Annotated in this window: 21 protein-coding genes; all 21 read left to right on the plus strand. The window is 34.0% G+C overall.

Annotated elements, in window-relative coordinates; all coding sequences use genetic code 11:
• The first annotated feature begins 15 nt into the window (after positions 1 to 15).
• The 21 genes from KQI49_RS09065 (at position 16) to KQI49_RS09165 (ending at position 19,268) form a co-directional block, all read left to right on the plus strand.
• On the plus strand, positions 16 to 192 hold the full coding sequence (locus tag KQI49_RS09065; protein WP_216488170.1) for a hypothetical protein: 177 nt from the start codon (positions 16 to 18) through the stop codon (positions 190 to 192).
• 70 nt (positions 193 to 262) lie between these two features.
• A complete protein-coding gene (locus KQI49_RS09070; RefSeq protein WP_216488171.1) occupies positions 263 to 883 on the plus strand; it encodes a hypothetical protein in 621 nt (206 codons plus the stop codon).
• Complete coding sequence (locus tag KQI49_RS09075; RefSeq protein ID WP_253286747.1) at positions 867 to 1,901, plus strand: toprim domain-containing protein; 1,035 nt, start codon at positions 867 to 869, stop codon at positions 1,899 to 1,901. The genes KQI49_RS09070 and KQI49_RS09075 overlap by 17 nt, the downstream gene beginning before the upstream one ends.
• Before the next feature lie 37 nt (positions 1,902 to 1,938).
• The gene (locus KQI49_RS09080; RefSeq protein WP_216488172.1) at positions 1,939 to 4,203 is read left to right on the plus strand and encodes a VirD4-like conjugal transfer protein, CD1115 family; all 2,265 of its coding nucleotides are present in this window, start codon (positions 1,939 to 1,941) and stop codon (positions 4,201 to 4,203) included.
• 22 nt (positions 4,204 to 4,225) lie between these two features.
• Positions 4,226 to 4,456, plus strand: coding sequence for a YdbC family protein (locus tag KQI49_RS09085; RefSeq protein ID WP_216488173.1), 231 nt, complete (start codon positions 4,226 to 4,228; stop codon positions 4,454 to 4,456).
• 79 nt (positions 4,457 to 4,535) lie between these two features.
• Positions 4,536 to 5,075 carry a hypothetical protein gene (locus KQI49_RS09090; RefSeq protein ID WP_216488174.1) on the plus strand — a complete coding sequence of 180 codons (540 nt, stop codon included), beginning with the start codon at positions 4,536 to 4,538 and terminating at the stop codon, positions 5,073 to 5,075.
• A gap of 281 nt (positions 5,076 to 5,356) precedes the next feature.
• Complete coding sequence (locus KQI49_RS09095) at positions 5,357 to 5,914, plus strand: hypothetical protein (RefSeq protein WP_216488175.1); 558 nt, start codon at positions 5,357 to 5,359, stop codon at positions 5,912 to 5,914.
• Between the two features lie 162 nt (positions 5,915 to 6,076).
• A complete protein-coding gene (locus tag KQI49_RS09100) occupies positions 6,077 to 6,889 on the plus strand; it encodes a hypothetical protein (protein WP_216488176.1) in 813 nt (270 codons plus the stop codon).
• 115 nt (positions 6,890 to 7,004) lie between these two features.
• Positions 7,005 to 7,430 carry a YhfM domain-containing protein gene (locus KQI49_RS09105; protein WP_216488177.1) on the plus strand — a complete coding sequence of 142 codons (426 nt, stop codon included), beginning with the start codon at positions 7,005 to 7,007 and terminating at the stop codon, positions 7,428 to 7,430.
• A gap of 162 nt (positions 7,431 to 7,592) precedes the next feature.
• Positions 7,593 to 9,473, plus strand: a complete 1,881-nt coding sequence (locus KQI49_RS09110) for a pLS20_p028 family conjugation system transmembrane protein (protein WP_216488178.1) — start codon at positions 7,593 to 7,595, stop codon at positions 9,471 to 9,473.
• Positions 9,445 to 9,819 carry a DUF5592 family protein gene (locus KQI49_RS09115; RefSeq protein ID WP_216488179.1) on the plus strand — a complete coding sequence of 125 codons (375 nt, stop codon included), beginning with the start codon at positions 9,445 to 9,447 and terminating at the stop codon, positions 9,817 to 9,819. Before KQI49_RS09110 ends, KQI49_RS09115 begins: the two co-directional genes overlap by 29 nt.
• Positions 9,773 to 10,465, plus strand: coding sequence for a hypothetical protein (locus KQI49_RS09120; protein ID WP_253286748.1), 693 nt, complete (start codon positions 9,773 to 9,775; stop codon positions 10,463 to 10,465). Before KQI49_RS09115 ends, KQI49_RS09120 begins: the two co-directional genes overlap by 47 nt.
• Positions 10,466 to 10,477: 12 nt before the next feature.
• Entirely contained in the window at positions 10,478 to 12,433 is a 1,956-nt protein-coding gene (locus tag KQI49_RS09125; RefSeq protein WP_216488180.1) for a VirB4 family type IV secretion system protein, read from the plus strand.
• 3 nt (positions 12,434 to 12,436) lie between these two features.
• Positions 12,437 to 13,138 (plus strand): hypothetical protein, encoded by a 702-nt coding sequence (locus KQI49_RS09130; RefSeq protein ID WP_216488181.1) that lies wholly within the window; start codon positions 12,437 to 12,439, stop codon positions 13,136 to 13,138.
• A complete protein-coding gene (locus KQI49_RS09135; RefSeq protein WP_216488182.1) occupies positions 13,135 to 14,283 on the plus strand; it encodes a peptidoglycan DD-metalloendopeptidase family protein in 1,149 nt (382 codons plus the stop codon). Before KQI49_RS09130 ends, KQI49_RS09135 begins: the two co-directional genes overlap by 4 nt.
• Positions 14,284 to 14,301: 18 nt before the next feature.
• A complete protein-coding gene (locus tag KQI49_RS09140; protein WP_216488183.1) occupies positions 14,302 to 15,282 on the plus strand; it encodes a hypothetical protein in 981 nt (326 codons plus the stop codon).
• Positions 15,283 to 15,536: 254 nt separating this feature from the next.
• Positions 15,537 to 15,869, plus strand: coding sequence for a hypothetical protein (locus KQI49_RS09145; protein ID WP_216488184.1), 333 nt, complete (start codon positions 15,537 to 15,539; stop codon positions 15,867 to 15,869).
• Positions 15,866 to 16,342, plus strand: coding sequence for a hypothetical protein (locus KQI49_RS09150; RefSeq protein WP_371817542.1), 477 nt, complete (start codon positions 15,866 to 15,868; stop codon positions 16,340 to 16,342). Before KQI49_RS09145 ends, KQI49_RS09150 begins: the two co-directional genes overlap by 4 nt.
• 3 nt (positions 16,343 to 16,345) lie before the next feature.
• The gene (gene mobP2, locus KQI49_RS09155) at positions 16,346 to 17,599 is read left to right on the plus strand and encodes a MobP2 family relaxase (protein ID WP_216488187.1); all 1,254 of its coding nucleotides are present in this window, start codon (positions 16,346 to 16,348) and stop codon (positions 17,597 to 17,599) included.
• 112 nt (positions 17,600 to 17,711) lie between these two features.
• Positions 17,712 to 18,338 (plus strand): hypothetical protein, encoded by a 627-nt coding sequence (locus tag KQI49_RS09160; protein ID WP_216488190.1) that lies wholly within the window; start codon positions 17,712 to 17,714, stop codon positions 18,336 to 18,338.
• A 27-nt stretch (positions 18,339 to 18,365) separates the two neighbouring features.
• The gene (locus KQI49_RS09165) at positions 18,366 to 19,268 is read left to right on the plus strand and encodes a hypothetical protein (RefSeq protein WP_216488192.1); all 903 of its coding nucleotides are present in this window, start codon (positions 18,366 to 18,368) and stop codon (positions 19,266 to 19,268) included.
• Positions 19,269 to 19,367: the final 99 nt, after the last annotated feature.

The raw sequence follows: 19,367 nt of genomic DNA on the forward strand, positions 1-19,367 counted from the left end.
GAGGTATTAAATACGATGAAAGAGTACAAATATTTTGTTGTTTACATTTACGCAGAAGGGTGGGGGAATATCGATGTTACATTAACAGAACCAGTTCAAACAATTGAAGATATTCGTTCGTTGGAACAAGCAATTACCGAAAACCAACAATTAGAACAAACAGTATGTGTTCAAAATTTTATTGCATTATAAAAGAAGTGGATAAAGTTTTTGGATAAGAAAAGAACAAAACAGCTAAAGTTGAAATGTGAGGTGACATAAGTTGTTAAAAAAGCCATGTAATAAGACAAATAAAGCCCCAAATGGAAGGATAACTGCTCCCTTTGAGGCATTTGAAAGTCGAATTCGTAAAGTCCTTTGTGAACTATCCAAACAAGATATTGTAATAGAGTTTAACCCAGAACAATTAAAGATGCTTTACAATAAAGTGTTATCAGTTGTTGAAACAAGTATTTTTGCAGAAATGGAACAAATCATGAATGCCATACAGAATAGCTTACAAGTTGTTATTGCGATGAAGGGTGGGAGTGAATCACTAAATTCTATGATAAGTCATAAAGAAAATTTTAAGAGAATTACCACTCACGTTGTTGCGAATTATCAATCACTCGGAGAACAGCGCATTAATATATTGATGACGCACAACCCAAAGTATCAAGATATGGAAGATGAGTTGTTTGGGAAGAAATTCATTACTGAATATGGCTTTGAGAAAGCATTCGATATTCATCAACAGATGATTCAAGCATTCCATAATCGTTATCATGAATTGTTATTTGAAGGGGTGGTATTAGATAAGGATAGCAAAATAGAAACGAGTGTGATTGAACCTGTTATTCAGCGATATGAAAAGGAAATACAAGTAGATGATGAATTTGAGTAATCAAAGCTTGTATAAAAAGTTAGTCTACCAAAATATCGAAAATGCATTAGATGACTTAAATGCAGAAGATAAAGGGCGTTATTATATTTGTAATTGTCCGGAATGTAATGAACATGAAGCATTTATCTACAAGAACAATACAAACTTTATTCAATGTAACAGGGAAAACTATTGTGGTGAAAGAATGTTGCTGCAATTTCATGAAAAGAAAAAGACACATCCAACTACAGAAAAAGTAGATGAGAGTTACCTCAACCTTTCAGAAGACCAAAAGCGAGCATTAGCTTGGTCGATGAGGTTTTTTCCTTTTGCCAAAAAAGCACTGAAAAGTGAAGCGATGGACAAGGGTTATCGGGGATTATCAAAAGAAAATGTGAGACAGCATGTCATCGATTTACAGAATAAAGAGGTAGTTCAGTATTTCTTTAAAAAAACAAGTAGCTTGTTAGGTAAGGACTATTCAAAGAGTAGTTGGATGTGTGAACGAAATATAATGATCCCATTGTACGGAGTAGATAACACAATTGATCGACTGTTATTGCGTTCTAGTATAAATCCAAGTACAGAGCCAAAAGAAATACAATTAATCTTAAATCCTTCTAAAGAAACGAGGGATTTTTTTGTGGATATTCCAAAGAATACAGAATCGGTAGTCTTTTGTGAATCATTATTAGATGCTCTTTCTTTTCGGGAAATTGATAAAAATTGTGGTTTTGTTGCTTTAACTGGAGCAGCGAAGACAAGGCAAGTGGATTCGTATATTAATAAAAACAAACATATCTTTAAAGATAAACAGTTATGCATTGCAATGGATGATGATAAAGCTGGACGAGAGGCAACACGAAAACTTACCAATATTTTAAAGAAGCAACAATTAGAAGAAGGCACTTCTATATTTCGTTATGACGCTGCTTGTAAAGATCCAAATGAGTTTTTACAGACGAATAGAAAGCAATTTAAAAATAGGTATAAGGAAAATATGAAACAATTAGAATCAGTCAAAGAAGCCGAGAGATGATTCGATTCATATATCAAATCATGGAAAGGAGGAGAACATGCACACGAGTGATAAAAAGTCGTTCACAGAACGTTTAAGTAACCCTAAAATGCTGAGCTTATTTATCATAAGCATGATAATCATAGGCTTTTTCTTTGCTAATTTTTTATTGCATTTTTTACAACAAGTATTATTTCTAGTAGATGATTTTGCTACAAACCCTCAAGAAGTAAACTTTTATAATTTTTCAGTTGATTGGCATCACTTTTTTATCTTTCAGAAAAAATGGATAGTATTTTACCTAGGATTTTATATTGTAATAGGAATTAGTATTGTAAAACTTCTTTACAAGATGAAAATGAATTATCAATCTATAAATAAAGGACAACATGGAACCAATGAATTTGAAAAGGTTAAAAATATGAAAAAGCAATATTTAGTAATACCTTCTAAAACAGAAGAATATGAAGGGAAGGGAGGAACAATTATTGCAGGACTCTATACTGGAAATAAATATCAGTTATTAATCGATGACGCTCCCGTCCATACGATGGTGATTGGGATTACGCGAAGTGGTAAAGGTGAAACATTTGTTGTACCAATGATTGATGTGCAAAGCAGGGCTAGTGACAAGCCATCTATGATTGTCAACGATCCTAAAGGAGAGCTAGCAGCTGCCTCATATAAGACATTAATAGAACGTGGATATGAAGTGCATGTCTTCAATCTGATTCAGCATGACATGAGTATGGGATTTAATCCATTACAGTTAGTTATTGATTCATGGAAGCAAGGTCGTTACAGTGAAGCACAAAAATATGCGAATAGTGTTGCTTATAGTTTATATAATGACCCGAACGCAAAAGATCCTTTCTGGTCAAATAGTGCAAAGTCATTAGTAACAGCTATCATTCTAGCATTAACAGAAGATATGGTGAATCAAGGAAAAGAAGAACGTGTGACAATGTATTCTGTTGCTAACTTTCTTTCGACAAAAGGAAGTGACAATGACGATGATGGCGACAATGCTTTAGATTTATTTTTCCAGGCAAGAGATGAAAATAATCCAGCAAGAATGATGTATGCAACATCGAACTTTGCAACAGGGAATACGAGAGGAAGTATTTTCAGTGTTGCGATGGATAAGTTACAAATATTCACCCTCGAACCGAATGCTAAGGTAACCGGGTATAATAGTTTGGATTTAACTAATATTGGTTTTGGAGATAAACCAATTGCTTTATTTATTGCCACACCTGATTCAGATAAATCAAATGACGTGTTGGCGAGTATGTTAATTAGTCAGCTATATAGAGTGAATTCTGAAAAAGCAACGAAAAGTAAAAGTGGAAAAATGAATAGAAATGTTCATTTCTTACTAGATGAGTTTGGTAATATGCCAACTATTGAGGGAATGGCTAGTATGGTGACAGTTGGTGCAGGGCGAGGGTTTCGCTACCACTTAATCATTCAAGCTTATTCTCAAGTGAAATCTATGTATGGAGAAGAATCAGATACGATCATTGGAAACTGTTCCAACCAAATCTATATTTTAACCGAAGATAAAAGTACTGCCGAGCACTACTCGAGTATGTTGGGGAACAGAACGATCACGGATGTGAGTCGAAATGGTTCCTTGCATTCATTTGATAAATCACATAGTGAATCAACTAAAGAGAGAGCGTTGCTTACTCCAGACGAATTGATGAGACTACAAGAAGGTCAATCTGTAGTAATTCGTGTGAATAAACGACAAGACGTCAAACGTAGAAAAATTGAACCAAAGCCTATATTTAATAAGAATCAAACGAAACAAAAGTTTAGATTTGAGTATTTAGCCGATGAATTTGATACTGATAAGTCTATTCTCTCTTTACCAATTGATTCTGATAAATACAATGACATGAATCTCAATGAAATGGTCTACACAGCAAAAACGCAAGATGACTTGTACTTACGTATGGCAGAACTCATGGAGAAAGATCAATTTATGAGATTGAAACGAAATGTAATGCAAGTGGAGGGAATCGCAAATAAAAAGGTATTACAAAAATGGATGAAAGAAATGGATCAATGGTCTTTCTTACATCTATTAAGTTATCTTGTTTATCGCCCGAACATAGAAACATTGCATCTAAAATTAATCGAACCACTTCACCAATATTTACCTGAAGAAACCCTGGAGAGTTGGGAAGAGGTTATTCATGAGAAAATAGAACAACAACTGGAGGAAAGAAAAAAACAAATAATAAGTGAACAAGCAGATGAAGAAGAAATAGATGAAGAGGATGCATTAATTCAAAAAGCAACAAAGGCAAATTAAAAAACGGAGGAGATTGTTATGTATGATGGAAAAGAAATATCGAGTAGATTGGAAAGTAATTGAAGAAATCGTTGTGTTATATCGCAGTCAAGGTGGGTGGACAAAGGAACTTAATTTAGTCAGTTGGAATGGGGATCAACCTAAATATGATGTCAGATGGTGGAATGATGATAAAACAAGACTAGGCAAAGGATTTACTTTTACCAGGGATGAATTAAAGGTGATGTATAATACTTTAACGACGATGCTTTAAAAAACAGAAAAATATTTCAACCTTAATCCATTATTGTTATACTGAAAATAATGAACAAGAATGGAGTTGATGGGAGAATATGAAAAGGAACGGATTAATTGGGATTATGCTACTGTCCCTGGTCTTGATTATAACTGCATGTGGCAGTAAAGCAGAGATTGGAATGAATGAAATTGATATGAAAGAATTAGAGAAAAAACTAGAGAATGAAGAATCCTTTCTATTAGTAACATTTGCAGCAAGCGAAGACGAGGTTGAAGAATCCGAGTTAGTAGAAGCGTTTGATCAAGCGTTTAATGAAAAAGAAAAGACGGCATTTTACGTGAATGTTGATGGAGAAAGCCAAGAAGCACTTGATCAATTAGGGGAAGAACACAGCCCTCCAGAGTATGACGGTGATACATGGGAGCCGAAAGATGATGGTCTTGTTTTGATTCAAGATGGCGGTGTGATGAAAAATCCAAGAGAAACATTACTTGGCCAATCATTAATTAAAGGAACAGCAAATGACGAAGAAGGTTATGAAGGAAGCTTCTTTGAGTATATGGATGATATTGATGCAGGGATTGATAGTGCGTTAGATTTTGCTGACCGAAATGATATTGAATTAACTTATTAATCTAAGTAATTAGTTAATGCATGGTACTATGGCTAATTGAAGTATATTAAACTAATTGTGATCTGAATAAAAATTTCATTATAATAATTTGAAGAATGTATAAAATATAAATATTTTTAATTCAATTAAAGTTTAGGAGAATTAAAGCATTAGATTAGATGATTTTTATTCATAACGAAAGTAGAAAGGAGATATATTAAATTTCTATTGTTGTAAATATTATACTAGTGATTGTTACCCTATACGTTGCTGTGACACAATACAGGGCTAGTCATGCTCCTTTGTTAAGTGTCATTAAAGTTAACCACAGATTATCAAGAAGTGATGATTTTGGAACTCATTTTAAAGTCACAGTTAAAAATATGGGAAATGGTTTATGTTTAGATACATTTCTTCTTATTAAAGAGATTCCAAAAGAAAAATCATTTAGGACAAAAAATAAATCTAAATTTCACCTATCAAAACCAACTAGAGAAATAGAATCAGGTGATAAGTGTGAATTTATTATTCATCAGGAAAGTATTGATATAAGGAATATGGACGTAAAATATATGGTAGTATACATGGACTATTTTGGAAGAAAGTATTTAGCAAGTGACGTGTTCAATGGGGTGCTAAAGGATAGCGATGGACGTGACAATAAACACTTAGAAAGATTTTCAAAAAAGGCCAAGTTTTTATTATTTTGGAGTCCGACAAAATGGAAGTATATCTATTGGAAAAGGAAAGCAATAAAACAAAGAAATACTGCTCTTGGTAAAGCTGAAAAAAGACAGAAAAATAATTCACTATTTGTAAATAGTTTTTTTGATCTCCTAAAAGATAAAAAACTCAAATAATATATTTATAGGATTTGATTTAGTATTTGTTAGTAAAAACAAGAGATTAAATTCTTCCAGAAAAGGGCCAAATTGTGGAATAAGTGAAGGCTATATAATCATTTAATTAATGTAAATCTATAAGGACTATAGTGGAGTGAAATCAGGGGAGGATGATATTTAGTGGAATTTGGGCAAAAGGAAGTTAAAAGGTCAATAAGAGATTTTGAGAAAAGTATTGAATTATTACAGTTTGCAGGATTTAAAGTTTATCCAACTCGAGTAAGGGAACTTATGGAATTAATATCCCAAAACAAAGTATTGAATTTTATTATTGGTCCATATTTGTCAATGAAAGTTAACTTTGAGGATATCGAAAATGCTCCCGGCGGTGACTGGTTTGATTTACAATTACCAGTAGATAAAGATATACAGATTGCCTATGCTTTACAGATAATGAAACGTTCATCTGAGGGTGAATTTACAATTGAAGAGTATGCTTTTCAGATATTTATTAAGAAAAAGCTCAACGATAACATTAGATTATGGAATGAACAGATTCTTTTTCCGTGTTTAGATGTTTTGGTCGATAAATTAAATGATTTAGTAGAAGATGAGGTTGAGGGTAAAGATCATGTAGAAGCAGCATCTTTGCAAGTTGTTAATTATGGAAGTATTTCCGCTAATCATGGAAATGTTGCACTTGGTAAAGATATATCACAGACAATAGAAGTTGAGGAGTTGTCCCAAGAACTTATCAAAAAGGCTTTAGAAAAAGGTTTTATTGATCAATCTCAAACTGAAGAAGTAAAAGCAACAACCGATAAGATTCTGAGTGAATTACAAGAAGTTAATCCTTCTCAAAGTAAACTCCAAGAGTTTGCTTCATATATTTATAGTATGGGCTCAAAAGGTTTGTTAAGTTTATCAACCAATGTAATAACTAACCCAAAGTGGGGAGAAGCTGTAACCGCTTTTTTGTTTAATTTGATATAAAGAAATTAATGGTGCACTTCCACTAACTGGTGCAGTTGTTGAATAGAAGCTGCGCCTTAAACGGGCCAGATTGTCGCATAAAATTATTTGGTAAATTTGATTGGGAGGGATATTTTTGAAGAAAATTATTTTATCACTTACTTTGTCTTTTTGCGCTTTACTTTTATTTGCTTGTCAATCTCAAGACAAGCAAATGACGATGTTAGATGATATTTCATCGATTTCTATTTTTGAATCTGATGGCTATGGTGGAATAAATGAAAACTTTGTTACAACAATCGATAAGGATACAATCATATCAAGATTTGAAGAGGCTTTTAAAGATGCAGAGGGCAGGAAACAGAAAGTTGATGTCGATACTGAAAAGCCTGATTATGATATTTTAATTCGTTACGAAAATGGGGAAACCCACGGATTACATCTTGTACTTGGGAATACAGGAGAAAAAAGCAGAGTAATGTATGTTGGTCACGAAAACAATGGTTTTGACATATCACCTGAAGGTACAAAGGGATTAAGGGGTGTCTTGAATAATCATTAAATGTGTACCGCAATTGGGCGCGATTGTCGCATAAAGAAAACGTTTATAGTGAAAATAGTAGATAGCTCCACAACACACTAATTTTTATTATAAAAGAAATGTAAAGAATCCATTTTTATGGGTTCTTTTTTTATGCTCAAAAAAAGGTGGTGAAGATAGAAAATGGATGATGAAAAACTAAAGAAACTTTATGCAGATCTAGCCGATATCCTCGATATATCTAGTGGTTGGCTGTATGATGATCTACTCCGAAATATCGGCTGGGGAATCATACAGATTTTAGTTTGGATTAATGATTGGATTGAAGGTGTGGCAACGCAAATCATTTCACTAGGTGGACTATATGACAATAGTGATATGAATGGGTTTATTGATATATTACAGCCACTTGCTATTGGGTTGTTTGTTGTATCAATAACTGTTTTAGGTTTTATGTTTATGCTCAACAAGGTAGAGAAAAGAAATGAAGTCGTTTTGAATATACTAATCGCGGTAAGTGTCATTGTTATTCTACCTAGTTTAATGGGGATGATGGAAGACTTGCTGCATGAAGGATTAGACGTAGTTGAGGTAGATGGAAACATCTCTGACAATGTGTTGAAAAGAAATATTGCAGACGTTAAATACTATGTAGACAGTGATTTCACTTATACAGATGGACAGAGTAAAGACACTGTAATGGGAGATGAGAATACTTTGCCACATCCTCCACATTTAATAGATAAGGATATCGGTACAAGTAATTTCACTTACGCTAATAAACTAACGAACCCTGATTTAATTGATGTCACGGAAAAACTTGATATTTATGAAGATGAGGGATGGTTTAGCTGGACAACAGAAGATTGGGTCAAAGACTTAACAAATGATCAAAAAGAGTTTTTGAAAAACAGACTGGTTCAGAATGGAGATGGTACTTCTCGAATTGGAGAGCTTAATAAAAATGCTGTTCCTGCAACAAATTTAGGGCAGCAAAGCTATTATCGTTACCACGTCAATTGGAAAATAGCTATAGCTATTCTGGCAGTAACGGCATTTGCCTTAATCATTACGACATTAAAGATTGGTCGTGCGATGTTTGATTTGGCCTTTCATCAAATCTATGCAATGTTCACGGCATCGACAGATATTACAGGTGGGCAACGACTGAAAAAAGTATTAACGGAAATAGTGAGTACTTTTGCAGTTATCTTTGTCATGATCGTACTTTTGAAATTGTTCATTATATATGCACAATGGGCAAATGATTTAGAAGAAGAAATTGGAATGGTTGGTGTGATTATCTTGCTTATTGCTGGTGCATGGGCATTGATTGATGCACCTGATATTGTTCAAAGAACGTTGGGCATTGATGCTGGACTTCGTTCAGGATGGCAAGCAATGATGGGAGCTTATGCTGGTACGAAGGTAGCTGGTGCTGGCGCATCCATGGCAGGTAAAGGAGCAGGAAAAGTTGTTAAGACAGGAGGAAAAGCAGCTGGAAGTGCAGGTGCTGGAGGCGTTGGTATGTACAAAGGAATGAGAGATGGCAAGCGAAACGGAAGCGTGAAACCTGTTCCGCCACGTAGTCCAAACAAAGGTACCTCCGAAGATAAGCAACAGTTTTCAACAAATACGATAAATAATCCAAACGCTTCAAGAGCTAATAATACTCCAGTAAATGGATCAAGTACTATTCCAACAAAACCTAGCTCACATGGCTCAAGCACTCCAACTGAGCCACATGTAAATACAAAGTCTATCAGCGCGAGTAATGCTACAAATAGTAGTGTTGGGAAAACATCGACTACTCCAAATCAGTCCACTCCCGTTGTGAACACAGGTAAGCAAGGGCATATTCACCCACAACGGAAACATACCCTTTTAGGCGGTAATCGAACTGCGCAGCGTGCTGGACACTTTCTATCACGAGCACATAATACGGGATATGATATCGGACAAAAAATGAACCAATTTAAAGGGAAAATACAGCAGGCTAAACAAGTGAAAATCGAAAAAAGGGGGCTGAGATCTGATGAAATACGAGATACCGAAAGAGATTAAATCCAAACCTAAAATTATGGGATTAGAAATGAGAGAGCTAGTCATTATTTTGATTAGCTCCCTTTTATTATTAACTGTTTTGCGTGAGTTAGTGCACAGTCTATTTATACTTTTTTATTTTGGTGTTGCTATTTTGGGCATGATTTATTCGTTTTTACCGAGTGGTAACAATCCTGGAAAACGAAACTATGAATCGATTGTATTGATGTTCAGACATAAAACAGGTGTTTATCATGCAATGGATAAAAACGAGATTGCTAATGAACAAATTCAGATGGAAAGGGGGACAAACCATCCTAATGAAACCCTTAAAATGGATCAAGACAAGCATGAAAAAGCCAGTTAACGTTTGGAAAGGTAAGTTCTCAAGAAAGCATACGAGGAAGAAAATTTCTATAAAAAAAATCAAACTGTTCCAGCAAATTAAACAAAAATTAGCAAAACGAAAAGCATTACAACAAGACATGAAAACACAAGGTAAAAAACCGAACATGCTAAAGCAAACGTCTCAAATTCTTCCTTTTATGCAGATTCATGATGATTATATTTTATTAAAAGATGGAGTAATGGATATATATCAAGTGCAAACTAAAAATATTCATGCATTAAATGATGTTGATCTCAATTACTTATTGTTAAATCGATCACAGTTTTTAAGAAGTTACTTCCGTTCGTTTAAGGAAGTCATCTTAAATTTTCCAACGAATACAGAGCTGCAACGTGCTTATTGGTTGAGAAAGAAACAACAGGCCACAAATACGTCGCGCATAAAATATATTGAACAAAAGTTATTTGAATTTGAATTTTTGGAGAGGGAGCGTTATAACCGGGAGTTTTTTATGTTCGTGTATGCAGGCGATAAAGAAGAATTAGTGGATAGAAAACATGATTGTAAGCAAGGCATGCAGAATTCTTTTCCACTACTAGAAATATCCAAAGATAAGAAAGAACAAGTACTATTTCTGTTAAATAATCAAAATACACAAATATGAAAGGTGAGATAGATGATTACCAGACAAAAACAAGACACGACTGATAAAGAAAAGAAACCAAAGCTAGATAAAGAATTCTTAACAACTATTCAACCGCAAGGAGGTATTCGTTTTAGAGATAAATATATTAAAAAAGGGGATGGATATGAAGCATGTATCCATGTTTGGGATTACCCGTCCAATGTTAATTTATTGTGGTTAGATAAAGTGATGTCGATGTATGATGCAACGGTTGTTGCAGATATTGCCACGATGGAACAGGATGAAACAATTAGTGCGATTAATAAAAGCATGGTAGAACATGATGTGCGTTTTCGTGGTGCAAAACAAGAATCAGATCGAATGGATGCACAAAGAAGTTATCAGGAAATGGAAGATCTGTATCAGCAAATATCCGAAATGGGAGAAGTGATTAAACTGCTGCATATTCGTTTGTTTGTTGCTTCTCCCACGATATGGGGGTTAGAGAGAAAGGTAGAAAAAGCGATTACTAGACTCAATTCTATTGGATTTAAAGGGCAAATATTTTTAAATGAAACCTATTATGAATGGCAATCCTTGTTTCTTCCTTATGAGCAACAAATTAAATTTCCTAATAAGCGAAGTGGAAAAGGAATGCCAGCAATTACGCTTGCATCTGGATTGCCGTACCATTTTTCCGAGTTAAATGACCGGACAGGAAGCTTTTTAGGAACCTCTTTTACAGGAGGGAACGTGTTGTTCGATTTGTTCCATAAAGATAAATTAAGGCGGTTTTACAATGCGGTCGTTGTAGGAAAGATGGGAGCTGGGAAATCCACTGCCTTGAAAAAATTACTCATGGATAATGAAGCAAGAGGAAATTATATTAGAGGATTTGACGTCACAGGAGAGTTTAAAACGTTAGTTCACGCATTAGGCGGTCAATCCATTAGTTTGGACGGAAGTGATGGCATCGTTAATCCACTGCAAATTTTCAGAGCAGATGATAAAAGTAATTATAAAGATGGACAAGAAAGCTTTGAACAATATGAAGCTCAATGTTTTATGCAACATATATCAAAGGTAGCTACTTTCTATGAATTTCTTGCAGGCAGCCCTTCTACGGAAGAAATTGAGGAATTTAAAAAGATTTTACGCATGTTTTATGACTCACTAGGTTATATGGAGAAATTAAAGTCCATAGGTGTCACCACATTAGAAAATAAGGAATATCCAATCTTTAGTGATCTACTTGATTACATTCGAGAGCAACTCTATGACAATAAAGAGAAACGAAATATCCGTCCGGAATTATCGACTTCTCGTGTAAACCGTCTCGAAAAAATTGAATTAGTCGTGGATAATGTCGTGCATAGTTATGCCACTTTATTTAATGGGCATACAACCATTCGCGATATAACAGACGAGCAAGTCATTTTCTTTTCCATTCGTAATCTAACGAAACTAGAAAGAAATGTATTTCAAGCACAGATGTATAATACATTAAATCTAATTTGGGATAATTTAATTCAGGTTGGTGCTAGACAGATGCAACACATGTATCAACATGAACATTTTAATGCAGATGATGCGGTAAGGTTTCTAATTATGATTGATGAAGCACATAGGCTAGTGAACGCAGAAAATATGTTAGCCGTATCTTTTCTAACAGACTTTGCAAGGGAAGCACGTAAATATTTTGGGGGGTTAATTTTAGCAAGTCAATCGATTCGTGATTTTGTCCCAGATAATCAAGATACAGCAACGGTCACAAAAATACGCACCTTATTTGAATTGACACAATATAAATTTGTTATGCAGCAAGATTCAAATACATTAGATGCACTGAGAACGATTTTTGAAGGTCAACTAACAGAAAGTGAATTAGAACATGTACCTCAATTGCAACAAGGAGATTGTGTATTAAGTATTTCAGGTGTTGGCAATATTATGTTATCGATTGAAGCAAGCAAAGAAGAGTTAGAGCTATTTAGGGGAGGATTATAAGTTATGCGGGAAGATAATTCGGATAAGCGAATGTTCTATAAGTATATTTTTCTCCTAGCCGTCACTTTATTAATAGGGCTGGTGTATTTATGGAAGTGGACGGCTGATAATCCGAAAGAACAAGCTCCAGAAGAAATGTTTCAACAGGAAGAAGAGGTAGAGAGTAGCAACAAGCCTAATGGATTAGATAAGGAAAAAATAGATCAAGTCTTAACAGAGGAAGAAAACGATAATGATGAAGTAAAAGAGGAAGAAACCCAACGAAAACATGATAATGAGGATGAGAGTTTAGGAAAATCTTATATCCAAAAACATGGTGAGAAAGAAATAGAACAAGCGAAAGAGCAAGCAAAAACAGTGCTTGCTCTTTATTTATTGCAAGTAACGGATTGGGAAAAGTGGGATGGCACTGTCACAGACAACTATTTAAAAAACGTTCAAAAAGAGATGAGTCATTCTACACAAGAAAGCGTCAAAAGAGAACTAGATAAGATTGAATTTTTTGCTTCTCAACCACAAGGAAATACCACAATAACATATGGTGCGTTTGCTAGTTGGTATGTAACAGTGAATGGAAAATCGACATCCAAACCAATGCAGTTGTATTATATCACTTTAGAAAAAGAAGGAGATACATGGGTTGTTAGTGATATGGTGACACCTGAACAACAACACATGGAAGGAGAAAGGAAAGAGAGAAAGTGAAAGATCTAAGGAACATCGCGAAACACTTTATAAGAAAAAAACTATTTGTTGGAACCATTAGTTTTATAGTAGCAAACATTATTCCAGTTTTTATTTTCCTTATCCTTTCTACGTTGTTATTAGCCATGATTGGCGCATTGAGTGGTAGTGTAGACAATCAACAAAATAGACAGAAAGAGACTGGAGAAAATGGGATAGGTTATGTTTGTTCTCCGACGGGTGATATAAATCAAAAGGCTTGGGACAATTATTTTAAACATGAAGATAAGTCTGGCGTCTTTGCAGAATATGGGGATGATATCATTGAAATTGCAGAAGAAAAGGACATTGATCCAGTTCTTTTTGGAGCTATTGCTCTACATGAAACAGCTTATGGAACATCGAAAGGAGTTATTGATAAGAACAATCCTGGTGGATTAATGAATCCATCAACAAACATGCAATCATTACAACGATTTTCCACGTTAAGAGAAGGCTTAGAGGCAATGGCAGCAACCCTATATAACCGGATTATTGAAGATGGATTGGTAACAATAGAACAACTTGGAGAGATTTATGCTCCAGTTGGTGCGACAAATGATCCAAATAATTTGAACCAACATTGGATACCCACTATGAAAGAGTTAACGAAAAAACTAGGTGGATTAACAATGAACTGTGAAGCTAAAAGTCAAGTTGATGCTGACTTAATGGATGGCAAATCATGGATAGCATCTCACACTAAAACGATTACATCAGGATTTGGTTATCGTACTGGGTGTGGTAACTGCTCGTCAATGCATGCTGGTATAGATATTGCAAGTGCAGGTATAAAGGGAACACCAATTATCGCGTTTGCAGATGGAGAAGTAACCATCAGTGAAGCAAATGGAACTACATTTAATTCTACATTAAAAAACATGGGCAATGGTTATGGATGGTATGTAGAAATAAATCATGGTAATGGTATTAAGACCCGTTATGCCCATATGAAGAAAAAAGGCATTTCAGTTGGGAAAAAAGTAAAGGCGGGTGAAGTCATTGGACAGGTAGGGTCTACAGGTGCATCAACAAATCCTCATCTACATTTTGAGATTTTAATAGATGATAAAAAAGTAGATCCATTGCCATATGTGAAGCAATTTTTAGTAGGTGAATCGTCATAAAGGAAGGAGATAAATCGCATGAAAAGTAAGCTAATTCATGGCAGGGAAAATAAATTTTATATCGGGATCATCATAACACTTTGCATTTTTTTAGGTGTTTTTTTTACGTCTAAGTATTGGATGTATGATGATAGTGCCATTGCCCAAACGGAATATGACAAGTCTATTAACGGTTTAAGTGAGACGACATTGACCTTGAGAGGTTGGGAGTATAACCCAACGAATCATCTCATGGAAGTGACAATTGAACGAGAGCATACTGGGACAGATGCGGTTGAACCAACTTTTACATTTGAAGCGAAAAGTAAGGAAACAAAGGATATATATCCCTCAAAGAAAGTATATGAATCTGACGATATCATGGTCATCCATATTGAAAATGTACCAAGTAGTTATCGTGTTATTGGCTTATTTATAACGGAACATCGGGACAGCAAAATATTGAAACAGGAGTACAAAGAACAGTTCAAAGATGACAATAATGAAGTGGCAACTGATGCAGACAAGGTGGAACAATCGACTTTTCCAAAACCAGAGGAGGTTATCATTGTAGGTGATTATCGCAAAATTAAAGACAATAAGAATCTAGTGATTAAATCCGAAAAAGAGTATAAAAAAGAAAATATAATTGAAGAAATGAAACGAATCGAACAAGAAATTTCACTTATCACTGATGAAAGTATCCCATTCGAAAAAGAGTTAATAGATACATTAATGAAAGAAAAGGGCATTCTAAAAGAAGATATGAAATATGAAACGGAAGATGAGAAGGACCAAACTGAAAAGGAAATAGAACAAAAAGAAAATGCAATTGCAAGTGCTGAAGAAGAGATAGAACAATATAAAAATCAGGTCATAGAACTAAAAGAAAAGTATGAAAATCGTGAAGAAAAACTCGAAGTATTACTACACCCTGAATGTGAAATGGAAAAAGAAAAACCAGATAAAACAGACAAGAAGAAACAGAAAGAGAAAAAAGAGAAGCAGGAACAGAAGTAAAAGGAGACAAAAAAGAAAGAGAAAGCAGTTAAAAATAAAGAAAAATAATGATTTATGACCTATATAAAAGCTATATACGCACCTATATGATACCTATATATTTGAACGAAAAAATGGGCACTTCGGAAAACTAGGCACTGCCTAGTCACCCACGCCATGTGGGTACACTTTCTCCTTATCCTGTTCAACAATCCCTATTCCTTTGAAGGGGGATTTTCCTATTCATTAAAATCTTCATGAAAAGAGGTGTTCTGATGGAAATAAAAATCCGTGATGTAGATGTTCGAGCAATCAAAGTGCTAGATGAAGAAGCAAAAAAGCAAAAAGTATCTAGGAATACTTTATTGAAACGAATCGTAGAAGACAAGGTGACATTTGATGGCATAAAGGGTGCTGAAAAAGAATTAGATGTGACATTGAATCGAGTTGCTGATGGTATTGAAATGACCTATCAACGATTAAATCATTTGGAAAAACAAACATTAAAAATGTATTTATTGTTATGTGATGGATTAGGAATTGATCCTACAGATGCAGAAGGTATTTTGGAAAAGACATTTAATATGGAATCAAAGAAGGAGGAATGAAATTGAGTTTAGCGGAGAGTAAGAAACAAGGAAGCTATTTTATGTTACATCCTGAAATAAAAGAAAAGATTAAAGTGATAGCGAACGAAAATCATCTGTCACAAGCAAATGCAATCTCTCTAATGGTCGATGCTTATTTTGAAAGTCGGGATGAAGAACATGCTTTATTGAAACAAATGATTGATAGTTTATTAGATGAGAAGCTAGCCTTCATGAAAGAGAAAATGAATCGTATTCAAGTTGCCAGTAATGTGATTGACCGTGATACAAAAATCATATTGGAGTTCTTAAATCATTACTATCTTGTGAACAAATTCCAGAATTTAATTACAACTGAAGAGTACAAAACAAATGGTATGGAACAAGCAGAACAACTAATACAAAAGCGAATTCACAAACAGCGAAAAAAGAAATTAGATTATGAACGACAGAAGGAAATGAAACAACAACACAATACGGAAAGTCCGGAATAAATCATGAGTCCAGCGGTTGTATTACGAAGTAAATTTGTCACACCCGGGTCTACCGTATTCAATAATTACATTAACTATATGGATCGTGAAGACGCAAAAAGAAATGTGGAAATCAATTACGCATCAGACCATGAGAATGACTTTGATATGTTCTATCAGTTCATGGATTATATGGATGATGATACGAAACAAGGAGAATTATTTACAACAGATCAAGATTATTTGAATGACACAGAGAAGCAAAAAGTGAAAAAGAAATTTCAACTTGCGCAACAAAATGAATCACCTATGTGGCAAGATGTTATTTCTTTTGATAATGATTGGTTAGAGAAACAAGGGGTGTTTAATTCGGAAAATCATTCAGTTGACGAACCCAAAATGAGAAGCATTGTCCGAGAAACAATGCAAACAATGTTGGCAGCTGAAAGGATGCAGCAATCAGCAATTTGGACAGCATCCTTACATTATAATACTGATAACATTCATGTTCATATTGCAACAGTAGAACCCTATCCAACGAGAGAAATTATGAATGTGTTTGATAAAGAAACGAATACATGGCGTGAAGAGTATCGAGCAAAAAGAAAGCCAAAGACATTAGATAAAATGAAATCCAAAGTAGCGAATTGTATTTTAGATCGAGCCAATGAACGAAATAAAATAGATGAATTACTACGGGGAACAGTACGTTATAAAAAAGATAATCAGATTTCATTAGCTTCGTTTCGTAAAACAAATAAGCTGTTTAAAGAAGCTATTAATCGTTTGCCAGAAGATAGAAAACAATGGCGCTATGGTTACGAGTCTATTAATGAAGCGAGACCCTATATCGATGAAATAACAAACATATATTTAGAACAATTTCATGCAGAAGAGATGGAAGAATTAGTTACAAGTTTAGACAAGGAAGTAGAAGTCATGAAAGAAATGTACGGGGAGGAGAGTAATTACCATACCTATAAAGAAACCAAGATGGATGATTTAAGGAAGCGGATGGGGAATGCAATTCTAACTGAAATGCGTAGCGTAGATAAAGAAGAAAAAACTTCTTTGTTTAGACAAAAGATTGCAGCAAGACAGTTATACGCAACAGAAAAGGGCAATCAAGGAACATTATTTCAAAGTTATCATGGGAATAGAAGTAACCATTTGCATGTTTCCGTAATCCGTTTAAAGCAAGCGATGCGAAAAACCTTTCATGATTATAAGTTTGAGAGACATATGGATGAGTTTGATCAAATGATGGAGAAGGATTGATTTAGTGAAGTCTAACAATTCTTAGTTATGTTTGATATACTTTTAGTAAATTGAATAATTTATCTATAGAGCTATTTAGCGGCGTATTTAAAATATTAAAAGGAGTTATTTAATGACAAATGAAGAGAAGGAGAGATCTTTTTTAGATAATATTGAAAAGAAAGATCCTTTGCAAATTGTGGTTAGAGGACATTTATTTTTGGAAAATGAGTTAATACACTTGCTAGAAGCAACTTTCCCCCAAAAGGATTGTTTAGATCCTTCTGATTTGAGATTTCCTATGAAGGTAAAATTAGTGGGAGCGCTTGGATTATTACCTAAAGAGTCAATATCTAGTTATTTGAAGTTTAATAGTTTAAGGAATAAATTTGCACACAGATTAGATATGGAAATAACAACGGAGGAGATTAAAAAGATTATAAACTCGTTATCAAAACAACAGTTCTATATTTTTGAGAAGAGAAATAAAGATACCAATATAGAAGAAGATCATATTGAATATTTACGGGATATAATATCTATTATGTTTGTTGAGTTAAAAAGTGCTGTTGAGAATATAAAGAAAAAAGGCTATCTAATTACAGACGAAAAAATGGGCAGAAGATTAAAAGGTATCTTAGTGAATTATAACTTAGAAATGAATGACAAAATGAAACAAATATATGGTGTTGAAGCACACGAACCTGAAGATTTTAAAAGAATAAAAAGAATTAAACAAGAATTAGAAGAAAGTGATTAGATAACCTTAAAAAGAGGGGGTTAAATCTTGGCTAATAAAAAGGAGTATATTGACTTAGACAAATTAATTGAGAGAACTGAACCTTTATTACATGCATCCTATAGGTATCATTTGGAAAGGCTGAAATACAATTCTAATGAACAGTATATTGATAGTAGTCTGATAGAAACTGCAGAGTACAACGTAAAAGAAATTCGTTCTTTGCTAGGTGGGGTGCCAGAATTATTAATATTAGGAAGAGATGAAGATAAACCTTTCTACGATACTTATGTCGATTCCATGATAAACGAATTAATATTTTCTATTAAAAAATCTTACGATACAATGGTACAAGTAATGCTTTATAGACGTATAGAATATTTTAGCAGATATTATGAAGATCAAAAATTAGCAGACTTGTTGGTTGATACTTATAAAAAGGAATTTTGGAGCCATTTAGAAATGGCTTATATCAGACTGGCTTCAACATGGGATAGAATCGGCCGTCTACTAGATTTTGTTTACTTCAATATTAGGCAATATGATAAAGATGGTTACTTATCAACTATTCAAAAAATAAATGTTAATTTAATTCCGATGAGTGTTCAATTAAGGGAATCAAATGCTTGGAAGAAGGTTTGGGATTACTCTAAAAGTGAAAGTGTGAATGGTTTAAAGTGGCTATTAAGTAGAAGAAACTTAATTGTACATCAGATTAGCCTGCAAGAAATTGAATACTTTGACGTTGAAGATACCGAGTTTTATAACTCTGAACATAATCACATTTTAGAAAATACGGTTAAAAAGAAGTTGAAACCAATGTCCCCAAACGAAGAGGTAACACATTTAAAAAAGCATATAGAAATAACATTAGAATTATTTGAGGATATAAAGGAACTGTGTAATTTAGGGACAGAGTTAATACCCAAGTTAAATAATTCTACAAGATAAGTGTAAATCTACACTAGTGATAATACAAAATTGGGGATCAATCTTTTAAGAAAAAAATATTTTAAGAGCACAGAGATTTTTAATTCTGTGCTTTTTTAT

This window comes from Virgibacillus sp. MSJ-26 (assembly GCF_018918075.1).
GTDB lineage: Bacteria > Bacillota > Bacilli > Bacillales > Amphibacillaceae > MSJ-26.

Bases quoted from the DNA above. Each gene is read 5' to 3' on its own strand.
- KQI49_RS09065 (WP_216488170.1), top strand. From the start codon at position 16: ATGAAAGAGTACAAATATTTTGTTGTTTACATTTACGCAGAAGGGTGG.
- KQI49_RS09075 (WP_253286747.1), top strand. From the start codon at position 867: ATGATGAATTTGAGTAATCAAAGCTTGTATAAAAAGTTAGTCTACCAA.
- KQI49_RS09080 (WP_216488172.1), top strand. From the start codon at position 1,939: ATGCACACGAGTGATAAAAAGTCGTTCACAGAACGTTTAAGTAACCCT.
- KQI49_RS09085 (WP_216488173.1), top strand. From the start codon at position 4,226: ATGATGGAAAAGAAATATCGAGTAGATTGGAAAGTAATTGAAGAAATC.
- KQI49_RS09090 (WP_216488174.1), top strand. From the start codon at position 4,536: ATGAAAAGGAACGGATTAATTGGGATTATGCTACTGTCCCTGGTCTTG.
- KQI49_RS09110 (WP_216488178.1), top strand. From the start codon at position 7,593: ATGGATGATGAAAAACTAAAGAAACTTTATGCAGATCTAGCCGATATC.
- KQI49_RS09115 (WP_216488179.1), top strand. From the start codon at position 9,445: ATGAAATACGAGATACCGAAAGAGATTAAATCCAAACCTAAAATTATG.
- KQI49_RS09120 (WP_253286748.1), top strand. From the start codon at position 9,773: ATGAAACCCTTAAAATGGATCAAGACAAGCATGAAAAAGCCAGTTAAC.
- KQI49_RS09125 (WP_216488180.1), top strand. From the start codon at position 10,478: ATGATTACCAGACAAAAACAAGACACGACTGATAAAGAAAAGAAACCA.
- KQI49_RS09130 (WP_216488181.1), top strand. From the start codon at position 12,437: ATGCGGGAAGATAATTCGGATAAGCGAATGTTCTATAAGTATATTTTT.
- KQI49_RS09140 (WP_216488183.1), top strand. From the start codon at position 14,302: ATGAAAAGTAAGCTAATTCATGGCAGGGAAAATAAATTTTATATCGGG.
- KQI49_RS09145 (WP_216488184.1), top strand. From the start codon at position 15,537: ATGGAAATAAAAATCCGTGATGTAGATGTTCGAGCAATCAAAGTGCTA.
- KQI49_RS09150 (WP_371817542.1), top strand. From the start codon at position 15,866: ATGAAATTGAGTTTAGCGGAGAGTAAGAAACAAGGAAGCTATTTTATG.
- mobP2 (WP_216488187.1), top strand. From the start codon at position 16,346: ATGAGTCCAGCGGTTGTATTACGAAGTAAATTTGTCACACCCGGGTCT.
- KQI49_RS09160 (WP_216488190.1), top strand. From the start codon at position 17,712: ATGACAAATGAAGAGAAGGAGAGATCTTTTTTAGATAATATTGAAAAG.